The sequence below is a fragment of the Psychrobacter sp. I-STPA10 genome, from assembly GCF_021012795.1.
GTDB lineage: Bacteria > Pseudomonadota > Gammaproteobacteria > Pseudomonadales > Moraxellaceae > Psychrobacter.
This window is the reverse complement of sequence record NZ_VFYU01000003.1, coordinates 25836-39706: the sequence shown is the minus strand read 5'-3', so window position 1 is coordinate 39706 and position 13871 is coordinate 25836. Positions and strand designations below refer to the sequence as shown.

Here is a 13871-nt window from a genome sequence, read left to right as displayed (position 1 = left end):
TTTTTAAATATTTAGAATAAATTTATCTATTTCTATTCTTGTATTATCACGTAAATCTATTAATCCATTAATATCATAATCCAGTAGGTTTTTAGATAAATTATTTAATACTTGTATTTTTTCATTAATCATATTTTCTTTATCTACTATGTTCTCTTTAACTACATTGCTATCTTTTATCGAAATCTCCATTAATTTTCGATACAAAATACCAATCAAATCATTTAACACTTCATCAGTGGCTTCCATCTGCAAACTTCGCTCACTTAATACAGGTACAAAGCCATTATTAAGTTGATTTTCCATGTGAATTATTCCTTTTACCAATTTATCACTGACAACATGATTATCCAACTATAGTCGGCTCAATACAAAACTGTTACGTCGTCAAACTCGCTCGCAGTACTATCTGTACACCTTCGCTCGTTTTCCTCGTAACAGTATTATCTTGAATTGACTATATCTCAATCTGACTTTATTACTCTATCGGATTAAGACTACGCACTTTGGTAATCATTGGTGGTAAATTCATGCCATCAATGCCATTCATAACATCACTGTCATCTAATAGCGTTAAACAAAACACTTCACAATTTTTGGCACGAATCGGTAGCTCAAATTGTACGAACTTTTGCATGGTGCGACTGTTATCTTTAGTCTGCCCCAAAATCTGCCAAATCAGCATACTAATCCATAAGCCATGTGTAAATGCCACATGATTGCCCGCAGGTAATTGGCGAAAATAGGTAAGCACCTGCCCAACCCGCTCACAAAAATTATGATAAGTTTCACCATCACCACCATGCATCTCATCAGGGCTATGGGTTATCCAATAATCTTCTGCCATTTGTCGGCGCTCATCAAGGGTTGTACCATCAATTTTGGCAAAGCTTAAATAATCAAACTCTTGTAAGCCCTCGACTACAGTTGGAGTAATACCTAGCTTATCTACTAACGGTTGGGCAGTTTGATGAGTACGTAAAAACTTCGATACCATAATAGAGTCAATGTTATCGCCCAGCGTTTCATACAGCCAATAAGCGACCTGCTCGGCTTGATGTTGCCCCAGTTCAGTTAACGGAATATCGGCATTAATCATCGCCTCACCACCTGCATTAGAATGGCTTTGTCCATGTCTGACCAGATAGATTTTTTTCATAAAAGTGTGCCTATATTAATGTTTAAAAAATGGTAGTAAAAAGCGGCTGAAGTTGGGAACAATGTCTAAAAATGATGTCTAAAAATACTGATAATAACGATGGTCAGCAAGGCTTAACATCTCTTTATCCTGATAAGTATCACCATACGCATAAATTTGTTGATAGTCGGATAAATCATAAGCATCTTTGATACGATTAACTTTTTCTTGTGAGCTACAATGTGGGGTTGCCAGTTGTCCTGTGAGCTTTCCTTGGGCGATTTGTGCTGCTGTGCACACCTGAGCCTCTGTACATAATAGCGCCAAGCCATGTTGCTGACACCATGGTTGCAAATACACATCTAAAGATGCCGAAACAACGACGATTTTATCACCTCGCTGTTTGTGCCAATCAATGCGCTGCATGGCAGACGCTCGCAAATGCTTTGGAATAATCTCATTGGCAAAATTGATGCCTTGTTGTTGCAATCTATCTGCTGCTACCCCTGCAAACGCATGAGCAACCATTTTACTATAGATGCGTCTGCTATGCGCTAGGCGTAATTTATAGGCTATCAATTCTGGTAATAGTTTGATTCGACCTGACTTTAGTCGACGCTTATCAGTGGCATAAAAGATAAATTGAGTAAACATATCACTATCAGTAATCGTACCATCAAAATCAAATAATGCTAAATCCATAAACTTCAATTCCCTATTTTTACCCTCTCTCGTTTAACCATTCATTATTAACTGTTCATTGCTATCATCAAAAGATAAGCAAACAATGATGGTATTGATTTTATTATTTTACTGCTGAGCAAATTCATACTTATCACACCCAAAAAACCAAACAAAAGTTGTTTAAAATTAAATAGTTAAATACCTTTTATTTTGTAAGGAATTACAGCAGCATAAGAGGTATAATCATCTAATAAATTTTGTAAAAACATCTGTTTATAGTAACTCGCAGATAGCTTTCAACATACTGTCACTTATCTTCAATATAGTCAAAGTCAACATCACTGAAAGCTTACGATAAACAATTTTGCACAATAATAAATAACAATAACGAGGTATCTTATGCCATTCAAACCCATTCCCGCCGTTATCTCAATCTTAATCGGACTTATTATCTGGTTTGTAATTCCTGTACCAGAAGGCGTCAGTCCCGATGCATGGCACTTATTAGCACTATTTGTTGCCACCATCGCTGCCATTATTGGTAAAGTATTGCCCATCGGTGCAATTGCCATCATTGCAGTGATGCTAGTCGCCATTACAGGTGTCACCAACGACACACCCAAAGGCGCAATCAGCGATGCATTATCCAGCTTTTCTAGTCCATTAATCTGGCTGATTGGTATTGCAGTGATGATATCACGTGGTCTGATCAAAACAGGGTTGGGCGCACGCATTGCCTATTATTTTATTTCAGTATTTGGCAAAAAAACCATCGGTATCGCCTACTCTTTATCCATTGCTGAGCTGTTGATTGCCCCCATTACTCCTTCTAATACAGCGCGTGGTGGTGGTATTATTCACCCGATTATGAAGTCGATTGCACATAGCTTTCACTCCACGCCCGAGGAAGGCACCCAAAATAAAATCGGTCGCTACTTATCCTTGGTTAATTTCCAAGCCAACCCCATCACCTCAGGTATGTTTATCACTGCCACTGCACCTAACCCATTGGTGGTAGATTTAATCGCTAATGCCACTGGCAATGACATTCATCTAAGCTGGACAACATGGGCTGTCGCCATGTTTGTTCCTGGTATGTTGTGTATTTTACTGATGCCATTGGTCATTTATTTGGTGTATCCTCCCGAAATCAAAGAGACCCCCGATGCCAAAGGCTTTGCACAAGAAAACTTAGCCAAACTGGGCAAAGTAAGCAAACAAGAAAAAATCATGCTCGGTGTTTTTGCATTAATGCTAATTTTATGGGCAAATATACCTGCACTATTACTGGGCGATGCTTATATGGTTGATGCCACCACCACAGCATTTTTAGGCTTATCTTTGCTTATCTTGACAGGTGTTTTAACTTGGGAAGATGTACTAAAAGAAAAATCTGCTTGGGATACCATCGTTTGGTTTGGTGCGCTGATTATGATGGCGTCTTTTTTGAATAAGCTTGGGCTTATTGAGTGGTTTTCAGCCAATATCAATTCAGCGATTGCCACCACTGGCTTTGGCTGGGTGGGTGCTGTGGCAATCTTAACTTTGGTCTATTTATATATCCATTACTTTTTTGCCAGTACTACCGCTCATATTACAGCGATGTTTGCCGCTTTTTATGCGGTCGGACTTGCTCTTGGTGCACCGCCAATGCTTTATGCACTCATACTGGCTGCCACAGGTAATATCATGATGAGTCTTACCCACTATGCCACAGGAACAGCGCCCGTTATTTATAACTCAGGCTACACCACACTAGGCGAATGGTGGATCACAGGTGCGATTATGAGTGTGGTTAATATGATTGTATGGATTGGTGCAGGCTTAATCTGGTGGAAGTTGTTGGGATATTACTAATATAGATACCTCACTCTCAACTTCTGTGACTATACCGATTTTTCTAGGGTTAAAGTTATTCAAGCATTTTGGTATAAAATTTGACGCTAGTAAAATCAATAGATTAGAAAAACAAGTTGAGAGTGGAGTTATAGATAGAATAATCCATAGTCAAATCAATAAAAAACCGTGCAGTGTAAAATGCCCTGCACGGTCACAGCTATAATCATTCATCAATACAAATTACGATTAAGCAGGTTGACGATAATGGTTGATAATAATCAGCAGTAATGTTGCCCCAAGCACCCACAGCAACGGCACAACATAACCCATGAGCATATCTGCATTATTAAAATATGCCACCCCCATCACTGCCACATAATACATAATGCTGATATACCAACGCCGCAATTTGCGTACTGCTTTCAATGCTTTAGCTTCTTCATCAGCAAATTGTGAGTTTTCTACAACCGTATTCATATCACTTTCTTCTTGTATCTCATTAATGGTTGTATCAAACACCGCAGCAAGGGATTTCCATGATTCTAGTCCCGCACGCTGACCACGCTCAATGCGCTGAATAGTACGTGTGCTTAAGCCTGCCATTTCCGCAAGTTGCTCTTGCGACCAGCCATTAGCATCACGCATTGCTTTCACTTTAGACTGCACTGATTTTCTCCTTAGTTTTACGTCTAACCCTATTTTTATTCAGCTTAAATTTTATACCCAACCTATATTATTTATGGTCAACTAATATCATATTGCTAGACAGTACCGATAATAGCGTGATACTGCACATCATATCTAAGCAAACACAATATAAACACGACACCAGCACGACAAATACCCGACAGAAATCACAAAATACTGATTTAGAACCTGTATTCACAACCCATAATGGTAGCTTTTTGCCTAAAATAGACGTACTACGGCGTTAAATTTTGGGTTAAATAGAGTGACTATTCGCCCCCAAATTTGCCTTGTATTACGCAATTTTAGTTTAAAATTCCCCTGATTTTGGACTATGAATACAGGTTCTTAAATAGATAGGACTTACACCAAAGTACAATATTTATCTTAATAAACTGGGAGTTATTTACGAAGCCTCTGCAACTACGTACAGCCAGCGAGTAAATGATTACCAGCTGCTAATAATCTATGAAACCGCGTAAGTCCTATAGAAAAACCATGTACATGACTTAAACCTTAAACAACTTAAACGAACCAAAAAATTCCATTATTCCATGAATTTAATAATTTATGAATAATAAATATTTGTTATGAATAATCTAAACTTACATATAAATTGTAATTATTAATTTGCAAAAATTAGGCGTACTATTGAAAGTCTAGGGTATCTTGTATGTTCTAGGCTTTAGTTTGATATAAATAACCATAACAAGGAGTGTTATCCATGCAATATAAATATCCCAATACCTCTGACAGCCCAGTACAATTTAAAGAAAAATATGACAATTTTATCAACGGTGAATGGGTCGCTCCAGCCGATGGTGAGTACTTTGAAAATAGCAGCCCCGTCACTGGTAAAGTTTTTTGTCAAGTTGCACGCTCAAAAGAAGCAGATATCGAAAAAGCCCTTGATGCTGCTCATGCTGCCAAAGATGCTTGGGCTAAAACCAGCGTCACTGAACGCAGCAATATTCTGCTAAAAATTGCCGATAAAATTGAAGAAAACCTAGAAGCCATTGCCATTGCCGAAACCTTTGATAATGGTAAGCCTGTACGTGAAACACTGGCTGCTGATATCCCTTTAGCCGTAGATCATTTTCGCTACTATGCAGGGGTGATTCGGGCGCAAGAAGGTGGTATTAGTCAAATAGATGACGATACCGTTGCCTATCATTTTCATGAGCCACTTGGCGTAGTCGGACAGATTATCCCTTGGAACTTCCCAATTTTAATGGCGGTATGGAAAATTGCACCTGCATTAGCTGCTGGTAACTGTATTGTCTTAAAACCTGCAGAACAAACCCCCGCCTCTATTATGTTTTTGCTAGAAACCATTGGTATGGCAGACATACTACCCAAAGGTGTACTCAATGTGGTCAATGGCTTTGGTGTCGAAGCAGGTAAACCACTAGCATCAAACCCACGCATTAACAAAGTTGCGTTTACAGGAGAGACCACCACAGGTCGCCTTATCATGCAATACGCCAGTGAAAACATCATTCCTGTCACCCTAGAGCTTGGTGGCAAAAGCCCCAATATCTTCTTTGAAGATGTGATGAATGCCGATGATGATTACCTTGATAAAGCCATCGAAGGCTTGGTGATGTTTGCTCTAAACCAAGGCGAAGTCTGTACTTGCCCCTCTCGTGCCTTAATACATGAGAGTATTTATGACAAATTTATCGAGCGTTGTGTTGAGCGGGTGAAAGCCATCAAGTTGGGTAATCCGCTTGATACCGATACCATGGTCGGCGCGCAAGCCAGCTCTGATCAGTTAGAAAAAATATTATCTTATCTAGACATTGGTAAAAAAGAAGGTGCAGAAGTATTGGTCGGTGGTGAACAAGCCAAACATGATGGTGATCTGAGTGAAGGCTACTATGTGCAGCCCACTATCTTTAAAGGCACCAATGACATGCGAGTCTTTCAAGAAGAAATCTTTGGGCCGGTGCTGTCTGTCACCACCTTTAAAGATGATGATGAAGCCATGCAAATTGCTAATGATACTTTATATGGGCTCGGTGCAGGCGTTTGGACTCGCAGTATAAATAAAGCCTATCGCTTTGGTCGTGGTATCCAAGCAGGTCGTGTATGGACAAACTGCTACCATCTCTATCCTGCCCATGCTGCCTTTGGTGGATACAAGCAATCTGGGATTGGACGTGAAAACCATAAGATGATGTTAGAGCATTATCAGCAAACCAAAAACATATTAGTATCGTATAGCCCTAAAGCAATGGGATTTTTCTAAAAAGATCTGTTGAATACTTATAGTGGCAAATAAGATTTTAGTTGTCATATCGCTACAAAGCAGAAACTCTCAGCTATGTAGAGACTGTGCTGGCTAAATGAGAGATGGTTGTATCGCAGTTAAGCGAGTTGATTGACTGTTTTTTGTATGACTCTATGACATAAATCATATACCACAACCATCAAATATAAGCTGAATTATTCAGCTTTTAACCAAGGAAGGCAAGGAGATAATCATGTCAAACAAAATGAAAGCTGCCGTTGTTCATGAATTCGGCAAACCATTAAGCATCGAAGAAGTAGATATCCCCACTCCAAGCGATGGTGAGATTGTTGTCAATATTCAAGCCTCTGGTGTCTGTCATACTGACTTGCACGCTGCTGAGGGTGATTGGCCTGTCAAACCTAAACCTCCATTTATCCCTGGACATGAAGGTGTAGGCTTTGTTTCTGCTGTTGGTCGTGGTGTCACTCATGTCAAAGAAGGCGATAGAGTCGGTGTACCTTGGCTATATTCTGCCTGTGGTTATTGTGAGCACTGCTTAGGCGGCTGGGAAACTTTATGCGAATCCCAAGAAAACACTGGCTACTCTGTCAATGGTGGCTTTGCAGAATATGCCTTAGCCGATGCCAATTATGTTGGTCACCTCCCAGACAGTGTTGACTTTATTGAAGTCGCTCCCGTATTGTGTGCTGGAGTCACCGTCTATAAAGGCTTAAAAATGACAGAAACCAAACCAGGTCAATGGGTGGTCATCTCAGGCATCGGCGGTTTAGGACATATGGCGGTACAATATGCCAAAGCTATGGGAATGAATGTGGCAGCGGTTGATATTGATGACAACAAACTAAAACTGGCTGAACGCTTAGGGGCAACTGTTACGGTAAACGCCAAAAAGACTGACCCTGGCGCTTTTTTGAAAAAAGAAATCGGTGGCGCTCATGGCGCATTGATTACGGCTGTCTCGCCCAAAGCATTTGAGCAAGCATTAACCATGGTACGCCGTGGCGGTACTATAGCTATGAATGGCTTACCACCAGGTGATTTCCCACTACCCATTTTTGATATGATATTAAATGGCATCACGGTTCGTGGTTCAATTGTAGGTACACGCCTTGATTTACAAGAATCACTAAACATGGCTGGAGAAAATAAAGTAAAAGCCACAGTTGCCAGTGAGCCATTAGAAAATATCAATGATATTTTTGAGCGTATGCGTCAAGGACAAATCGAAGGACGTATCGTGCTAGATATGAACGCATAAATTTTGGGCAACGCCAATAATACGTACTAAAACATTGTATTTTAAAATAAAAAATGTCCTATTACTCTTATAGGACATTTTTATTTAAAACCTATATCCATTCAAGGAAAAATCATGAAAGTCATTGCCACTAATGCTTGTAAACAACTGATTAACCAACTGAAATCCAAACATGGTGAGTTGATGTTTCATCAATCTGGTGGCTGTTGTGATGGTAGCTCGCCGATGTGCTATCCACTCGGTGAATTTAAAGTTGGCGGTGCTGATGTGTTGGTTGGAGAATTAGAAGGCTGTCCTTTTTATATGGGCAAAGCACAATATGAATTATGGAAACATACAGACTTAACCATCGATGTGGTCAACGGGCGTGGCGCAAGTTTTTCATTAGAAATTCCTGAGGGTAAGCGGTTTATTGTACGTTCTGATATATGTGCTAAAAACTCATAAATATTCTTTATACAAAAACACAAAGATAATTATCAATTTCTACTATCTATTTATCCAAAAAATTAGTACGATGAAAGGGCAGTTTAAAAATAAAATATGTAATAGTTCCAATGATATACACATGGATAGTTGCCCTAATAAAAACTGCATACCCACAAGCCTATCCACTGGTAGGAAATATCACTTAATTTATCATTCCATAAATATCAAGTTCTTTACTGATACTCTACCTAATATACTGACGGAATTATTTTCATTATAATGAGCAATAAGGAATATAAATATGCAATATGATTATCCAAATACCTCAAATAGCCCAGTACAATTTAAAGAAAAATACGGCAACTTTATTAATAATGAATGGGTAGAACCTGCTGATGGTGAATACTTTGAAAGTACCAGCCCAATTAACGGTTCAGTTGTATGTCAAGTCGCACGCTCAAAAGAAGCGGACATTGAAAAAGCCCTAGACGCCGCTCATGCTGCCAAAGACGCTTGGGGCAAAACCAAAGTAGCTGACCGTGCCAATATCCTACTTAAAATTGCTGATAAAATCGAAGAAAACTTAGAAGCCATCGCCATTGCCGAAAGCTTTGAAAATGGCAAACCGGTTCGTGAAACACTGGCAGCTGATATTCCACTTGCTGTTGACCAACTGCGTTATTTTGCAGGGGCAATTCGCGCCCAAGAAGGCGGTATTAGCCAAATTGATGAAGACACCGTTGCCTATCACTTTCATGAGCCGCTTGGTGTAGTCGGACAGATTATCCCGTGGAACTTCCCTATTTTGATGGCAATCTGGAAAATCGCTCCTGCTCTAGCGGCGGGTAACTGTGTTATCTTAAAACCTGCCGAGCAAACACCCGCTTCTATCTTATTCTTACTAGACACCATTGGTATTGCAGATATCCTGCCCAAAGGCGTACTCAACGTGGTCAATGGCTTTGGTGTTGAAGCAGGTAAACCATTGGCATCAAACCCTCGCATTAATAAAGTTGCGTTTACTGGAGAGACCACCACAGGTCGCCTCATCATGCAATACGCCAGTGAAAACATCATTCCTGTCACTCTAGAGCTTGGTGGCAAAAGCCCCAATATCTTCTTTGAAGATGTGATGGACGCCGACGATGACTACCTTGATAAAGCCATCGAAGGCTTGGTAATGTTTGCCCTAAACCAAGGTGAAGTATGTACTTGCCCCTCTCGTGCTTTAGTGCATGAAAGCATTTATGACAAGTTTATCGAGCGTTGTGTTGAGCGGGTGAAAGCCATCAAACAAGGCAACCCACTTGATACTGAAACCATGATTGGTGCGCAAGCCAGCTCAGACCAACTTGAGAAAATCCTCTCTTACCTAGATATTGGTAAAAAAGAAGGTGCAGAAGTATTGGTCGGTGGTGAGCAAGCCAAACATGACGGCGAGCTAAGTGAAGGCTACTATGTGCAGCCCACCATCTTTAAAGGTACCAATGACATGCGTGTCTTCCAAGAAGAAATCTTTGGACCTGTACTGGCAGTCACCACCTTTAAAGATGATGAAGAAGCCATGGAAATTGCCAATGATACCTTGTATGGTCTAGGTGCGGCAGTATGGACTCGTGATATTAATCGTGCCTACCGCTTTGGTCGTGGTATCCAAGCAGGTCGTGTGTGGACAAACTGCTATCATGTCTATCCTGCACATGCTGCCTTTGGTGGCTACAAAAAATCTGGTATCGGACGTGAAACCCACAAAATGATGCTTGACCACTATCAGCAAACCAAAAATATCTTGGTTTCGTACAGCACCAAAGCACAGGGTTTCTTCTAATACCAGTTCTCTAAAGTAACCTATCTTTGTCAAACTCGCTTAGCCTACTAATTGTAGTACTTGCACTCGTTTTTCTCGATAGGTTAATTAATAGAAATGGTATCAAACTTACGACAGTGATGTGTCTAACGGTTAAATTTAAAATGCAATCTGTCGGCTGATGGATTGCATTTTTTATTCATTAAACTTAGGGAAAACTTATGCAATTAATAGCAACGGATGCCTGTAAAGAACTCATAACATTATTAAAGTCTAAGCATGGTGAGCTGATGTTTCACCAATCTGGTGGCTGCTGCGATGGTAGTTCGCCAATGTGTTATCCACTCGGTGAATTTAAAGTCGGTGCGGTTGATGAGTTGGTCGGTGAACTAGAAGGCTGTCCTTTTTATATGGATAAGGCTCAATATAAACTATGGCAACATACTGATTTGACCATTGATGTGGTCAATGGGCGTGGGGCAAGTTTTTCGTTAGAAATTCCTGAAGGCAAGCGCTTTATTGTGCGCTCGGATGTGTGTGTTATTAACTAAATGTTATCATATTGATGTTGATGGATTTGATAGTAGATGTATTCAAGTTAAGAACAGTTATTTATTACTTCTATAAATATAGGTTGTGAAAATTTTTCAATATTATCAATACTATAAACTACTTCATTAGCTCTATTACGGTGAAAAGTGAATGTTGCCAACTTACCCATTTCATCATCTTGAAAACCAACTATCGTAGTGATAGGCTGATTTGGGAATTGTTTTGTCCATTGCATACGAAATAGTTTAGCAAAGAGGATAGCCTGTATAAATACATTATTTTGAGTGAAATCTTCGATATGAAATTTATTTACAAAACTTTCAAACCCAGAATAATCACGATATATTGCCGAATCATATAATTGGTCAAAATCTATGTCCATATAATTTTTAGGAAATATTTCTCTTAAAAACACACAGTCTTCTAATCGATAAAAACCTTTATTAATTACTTCCAATAACATAGAATCTAAAGAACTTTTAGCAATTAAATCTTTTTTATTTTTTAAAAACTCTTGCATACTACTATTTGTATACAACATATTTATTATCCTAACCAACTTATTTTTCTTTAAACCTTAATCATCCAAGGTTTAGACTCAATTATCCAAGTGACGATACTAACCACCCCTTCACCGAGTATACCTTTTAGAGTTGATATCAATGACATAATTTGCTAATTATAAAATATTTGTTTGAGAATATAACCATGAATAATAATACCACCTCAATCAAAAGAAAATCAAAATCACTCAGATTATATTTTTTTCTAATAATCTTTACTATTTTTATCATTATTTTTTACGCTATTTATAAATCTCAGCAAAAAGATGAATTTCTTTTAATCACCTATGATTTATGTCGGCAACAACAAATATCCATTCTTGCCAGTCAGCTCGGGATAGATTATAAAATGGCAGCGGGTGATGCTTTTGAATTTCCCACGTTACGTATTATTGGTAACACCGCAGACATGCAAAATTTTCGTCATTTATACCATCAAACTTATGCTGATGATAAATTTTGGAATTATTATACCTATGATACAGACACCATAAATAATGAATGTCACTTATATAATATGAAATATCATGTCGATAACATCAATAACAAATTACTGCCCTTTATTCCTAACAATGCCGACCATGTCAGCTATAACCCAAATGATGATAGTGCAGTTTACTGCTATTATCTAGCAGGGGAAAAAGGTGGCTCACAATGTTATTTCATTAGCCTGCATGATGATATTTTGCAAAAAGATGATATTAGCGATATGGAACGGGCAAACTTAGAAAAACTCAATCAGCTATATTCTTTGCGTCAAGATATGGATAATTTTCGTTTTATACGCTCACAAGTTTATGACTGGAACAGTAATCCAACACAGCTTTATGGATTTAGATTGCACACCAACTATGAGGTCAACCGTTGGGGAATAGTAGAAAGATATTAAGTTTTTGCACCCCTATATACCTATCTCGCTACTATTTTCCCTGTTACCCCCAGTATTGGACCACTACGAGTCACATAATAAAAATGCAACTCATCATCAACCCACTCAATATGATGCTTTTCAAACTCAAGGTAACGAATGTATTTAAGCCATTTCTGTTGCAAATAATCCGCCATAAACTGCCCACTTACCTCCTCAGCAAACCGACAATGCAACACCAACATACAATCAGGATTATCCAATCGCTGTTCACTCACAAAAAAGCAAACCTCTTCATCACAAATATAAGCACTCACATCTATTGTGAAGCCGAGCAAATTATCACCCTGACTTTGACCATAGATTAAATATTGTGAATAACGCAGTTGCTGACAAGTCGTATCAACTTGCCAGCTATTGTGATCAGGCTCATGCATTTGATGCCCCTTGCTTTATTTTAACAAGAATAACTGGCTAACCAATTTTCTCACTTCCACCCATAAATGGACGTAATACCTCAGGAATAGTGATACTGCCATCTGCATTTTGATGATTTTCCATCACTGCAAGCAAAGTACGACCCACTGCTAAACCAGAACCATTTAGCGTATGTGCCAGCTCCGTCTTTTTGCCATCTTTTACTCGTGTACCCATACGCCGTGCCTGAAAGTCACCACAGTTTGAGCAGCTAGAGATTTCACGATACGTATCTTGGCTAGGTAACCATACTTCAATATCATAAGTCTTTTGCGCACTAAAACCCATATCACCGGTACATAACTGCACCACACGATATGGCAATTCTAACTGCTGTAAAATATACTCCGCCTGCCCTGTCATCGCCTCTAGTAGCTCATCAGACTGAGCCGCTGTCGCAATATTAACCATCTCTACTTTTTCAAACTGATGTTGGCGAATTAGTCCACGTGTATCGCGCCCATGTGAGCCAGCCTCACTACGAAAACAGGGCGTATGTGCAGTAAATTTCAGTGGTAATTCACCAGCTTCCAGACGCTCACCACGTACCAAGTTAGTCATGGGTACTTCAGCAGTCGGAATCAGATAAAAGCCCATCTCATCGTTATTGGTATGATTGGTCAGTTTAAACAAATCTTCTTCAAATTTTGGCAACTGCCCTGTGCCTTGCAGGCTGTCTGAGTTGACAATATACGGCACATAAGTTTCGATATAGCCATATTTTTGCGTATGCGTGTTAAGCATAAACTGGATTAATGCACGGTGCATCTGTGCCAGTTGTCCTTTTAATACATTAAAACGGCTACCTGTCAGCTTTGCTGCCGCTTCAAAGTCTAATAACCCAAGCTGCTCACCCATATCACTATGGTCTTTGATTGCAAAGTCAAACTTACGTGGCTCACCCCAACGACGAATTTCGACATTCTCGCTCTCATCTGCGCCAACAGGCACACCCTCAGCAGGCAGATTAGGTATTTGCAGCGCAGCGGTATTGATACGCTCCTGTAGACTGCGCAAATCTTCTTCGGCTTGCTTAATATCACCACTAATTGCCTGCATCTGCTCTAATAGCTCACTGGCATCTTCGCCATTTTTTTTCAGCACACCGACTTGTTTCGCCCCTGCATTGCGCTTGGCTTGTAATTCTTCAGTCCTTACCTGTAATGACTTACGCTCTGACTCCACTTGTTGCCAAAAGTCAGTATCTAACTCATAACCACGGGTAGCTAGACGTTGTTTTAAGGTGTCTAAATCTTGACGTAATAATTTTGGGTCAATCATAAATATACCTACTGTAATTGCAAATAAATAG

General features: G+C 39.4%; 14 protein-coding genes. 7 read left to right on the top strand and 7 right to left on the bottom strand.

Features of this window, described 5'->3' with window-relative positions:
* Positions 1 to 3: 3 nt before the first annotated feature.
* The 3 genes from FHK89_RS01320 to FHK89_RS01310 form a co-directional block, all read right to left on the bottom strand.
* Positions 4 to 306, bottom strand: coding sequence for a hypothetical protein (locus FHK89_RS01320; protein WP_230655899.1), 303 nt, complete (start codon positions 304 to 306; stop codon positions 4 to 6).
* Between the two features lie 172 nt (positions 307 to 478).
* Positions 479 to 1159, bottom strand: a complete 681-nt coding sequence (locus tag FHK89_RS01315; protein WP_230655898.1) for a histidine phosphatase family protein — start codon at positions 1157 to 1159, stop codon at positions 479 to 481.
* A 78-nt stretch (positions 1160 to 1237) separates the two neighbouring features.
* Positions 1238 to 1840: an HAD family hydrolase gene (locus tag FHK89_RS01310; protein ID WP_230655897.1), complete on the bottom strand. Its 603-nt coding sequence runs from the start codon at positions 1838 to 1840 to the stop codon at positions 1238 to 1240.
* 381 nt (positions 1841 to 2221) lie between these two features.
* On the opposite strand from FHK89_RS01310, the gene FHK89_RS01305 reads away from it, so the two are divergent.
* Positions 2222 to 3679, top strand: a complete 1458-nt coding sequence (locus FHK89_RS01305) for an anion permease (RefSeq protein WP_230655896.1) — start codon at positions 2222 to 2224, stop codon at positions 3677 to 3679.
* Positions 3680 to 3907: 228 nt separating this feature from the next.
* On the opposite strand, the gene FHK89_RS01300 is transcribed toward FHK89_RS01305, so the two are convergent.
* Positions 3908 to 4327, bottom strand: coding sequence for a helix-turn-helix domain-containing protein (locus tag FHK89_RS01300; RefSeq protein WP_230655895.1), 420 nt, complete (start codon positions 4325 to 4327; stop codon positions 3908 to 3910).
* Positions 4328 to 5072: 745 nt separating this feature from the next.
* Here FHK89_RS01300 and exaC (FHK89_RS01295) point away from each other — a divergent pair.
* From exaC (FHK89_RS01295) to FHK89_RS01275, 5 genes are all read left to right on the top strand, one after another.
* The gene (gene exaC / locus FHK89_RS01295; protein ID WP_230655894.1) at positions 5073 to 6599 is read left to right on the top strand and encodes an acetaldehyde dehydrogenase ExaC; all 1527 of its coding nucleotides are present in this window, start codon (positions 5073 to 5075) and stop codon (positions 6597 to 6599) included.
* 235 nt (positions 6600 to 6834) lie between these two features.
* Positions 6835 to 7863 (top strand): alcohol dehydrogenase AdhP, encoded by a 1029-nt coding sequence (adhP, locus tag FHK89_RS01290; RefSeq protein WP_230655893.1) that lies wholly within the window; start codon positions 6835 to 6837, stop codon positions 7861 to 7863.
* 114 nt (positions 7864 to 7977) lie between these two features.
* Positions 7978 to 8310 (top strand): DUF779 domain-containing protein, encoded by a 333-nt coding sequence (locus FHK89_RS01285; protein ID WP_230655892.1) that lies wholly within the window; start codon positions 7978 to 7980, stop codon positions 8308 to 8310.
* 283 nt (positions 8311 to 8593) lie between these two features.
* Positions 8594 to 10120: an acetaldehyde dehydrogenase ExaC gene (gene exaC, locus FHK89_RS01280; RefSeq protein ID WP_230655891.1), complete on the top strand. Its 1527-nt coding sequence runs from the start codon at positions 8594 to 8596 to the stop codon at positions 10118 to 10120.
* 200 nt (positions 10121 to 10320) lie between these two features.
* Entirely contained in the window at positions 10321 to 10650 is a 330-nt protein-coding gene (locus FHK89_RS01275; RefSeq protein ID WP_230655890.1) for a DUF779 domain-containing protein, read from the top strand.
* A gap of 47 nt (positions 10651 to 10697) precedes the next feature.
* Here FHK89_RS01275 and FHK89_RS01270 read toward each other — a convergent pair whose 3' ends face one another.
* The gene (locus tag FHK89_RS01270) at positions 10698 to 11192 is read right to left on the bottom strand and encodes a hypothetical protein (RefSeq protein WP_230655889.1); all 495 of its coding nucleotides are present in this window, start codon (positions 11190 to 11192) and stop codon (positions 10698 to 10700) included.
* Positions 11193 to 11359: 167 nt separating this feature from the next.
* On the opposite strand from FHK89_RS01270, the gene FHK89_RS01265 reads away from it, so the two are divergent.
* Positions 11360 to 12103 (top strand): hypothetical protein, encoded by a 744-nt coding sequence (locus tag FHK89_RS01265; protein WP_230655888.1) that lies wholly within the window; start codon positions 11360 to 11362, stop codon positions 12101 to 12103.
* Positions 12104 to 12123: 20 nt separating this feature from the next.
* On the opposite strand, the gene FHK89_RS01260 is transcribed toward FHK89_RS01265, so the two are convergent.
* Together FHK89_RS01260 and serS are read right to left on the bottom strand one after the other, a co-directional pair.
* On the bottom strand, positions 12124 to 12519 hold the full coding sequence (locus FHK89_RS01260; protein WP_230655887.1) for a hypothetical protein: 396 nt from the start codon (positions 12517 to 12519) through the stop codon (positions 12124 to 12126).
* A gap of 37 nt (positions 12520 to 12556) precedes the next feature.
* Entirely contained in the window at positions 12557 to 13840 is a 1284-nt protein-coding gene (serS, locus tag FHK89_RS01255; RefSeq protein WP_230655886.1) for a serine--tRNA ligase, read from the bottom strand.
* Positions 13841 to 13871: the final 31 nt, after the last annotated feature.

Coding starts and splice junctions, on each gene's coding strand:
- FHK89_RS01320 (WP_230655899.1), bottom strand. CDS start 306: ATGGAAAATCAACTTAATAATGGCTTTGTACCTGTATTAAGTGAGCGA.
- FHK89_RS01315 (WP_230655898.1), bottom strand. CDS start 1,159: ATGAAAAAAATCTATCTGGTCAGACATGGACAAAGCCATTCTAATGCA.
- FHK89_RS01310 (WP_230655897.1), bottom strand. CDS start 1,840: ATGGATTTAGCATTATTTGATTTTGATGGTACGATTACTGATAGTGAT.
- FHK89_RS01305 (WP_230655896.1), top strand. CDS start 2,222: ATGCCATTCAAACCCATTCCCGCCGTTATCTCAATCTTAATCGGACTT.
- exaC (WP_230655894.1), top strand. CDS start 5,073: ATGCAATATAAATATCCCAATACCTCTGACAGCCCAGTACAATTTAAA.
- adhP (WP_230655893.1), top strand. CDS start 6,835: ATGTCAAACAAAATGAAAGCTGCCGTTGTTCATGAATTCGGCAAACCA.
- FHK89_RS01285 (WP_230655892.1), top strand. CDS start 7,978: ATGAAAGTCATTGCCACTAATGCTTGTAAACAACTGATTAACCAACTG.
- exaC (WP_230655891.1), top strand. CDS start 8,594: ATGCAATATGATTATCCAAATACCTCAAATAGCCCAGTACAATTTAAA.
- FHK89_RS01275 (WP_230655890.1), top strand. CDS start 10,321: ATGCAATTAATAGCAACGGATGCCTGTAAAGAACTCATAACATTATTA.
- FHK89_RS01270 (WP_230655889.1), bottom strand. CDS start 11,192: ATGTTGTATACAAATAGTAGTATGCAAGAGTTTTTAAAAAATAAAAAA.
- FHK89_RS01265 (WP_230655888.1), top strand. CDS start 11,360: ATGAATAATAATACCACCTCAATCAAAAGAAAATCAAAATCACTCAGA.
- FHK89_RS01260 (WP_230655887.1), bottom strand. CDS start 12,519: ATGCATGAGCCTGATCACAATAGCTGGCAAGTTGATACGACTTGTCAG.
- serS (WP_230655886.1), bottom strand. CDS start 13,840: ATGATTGACCCAAAATTATTACGTCAAGATTTAGACACCTTAAAACAA.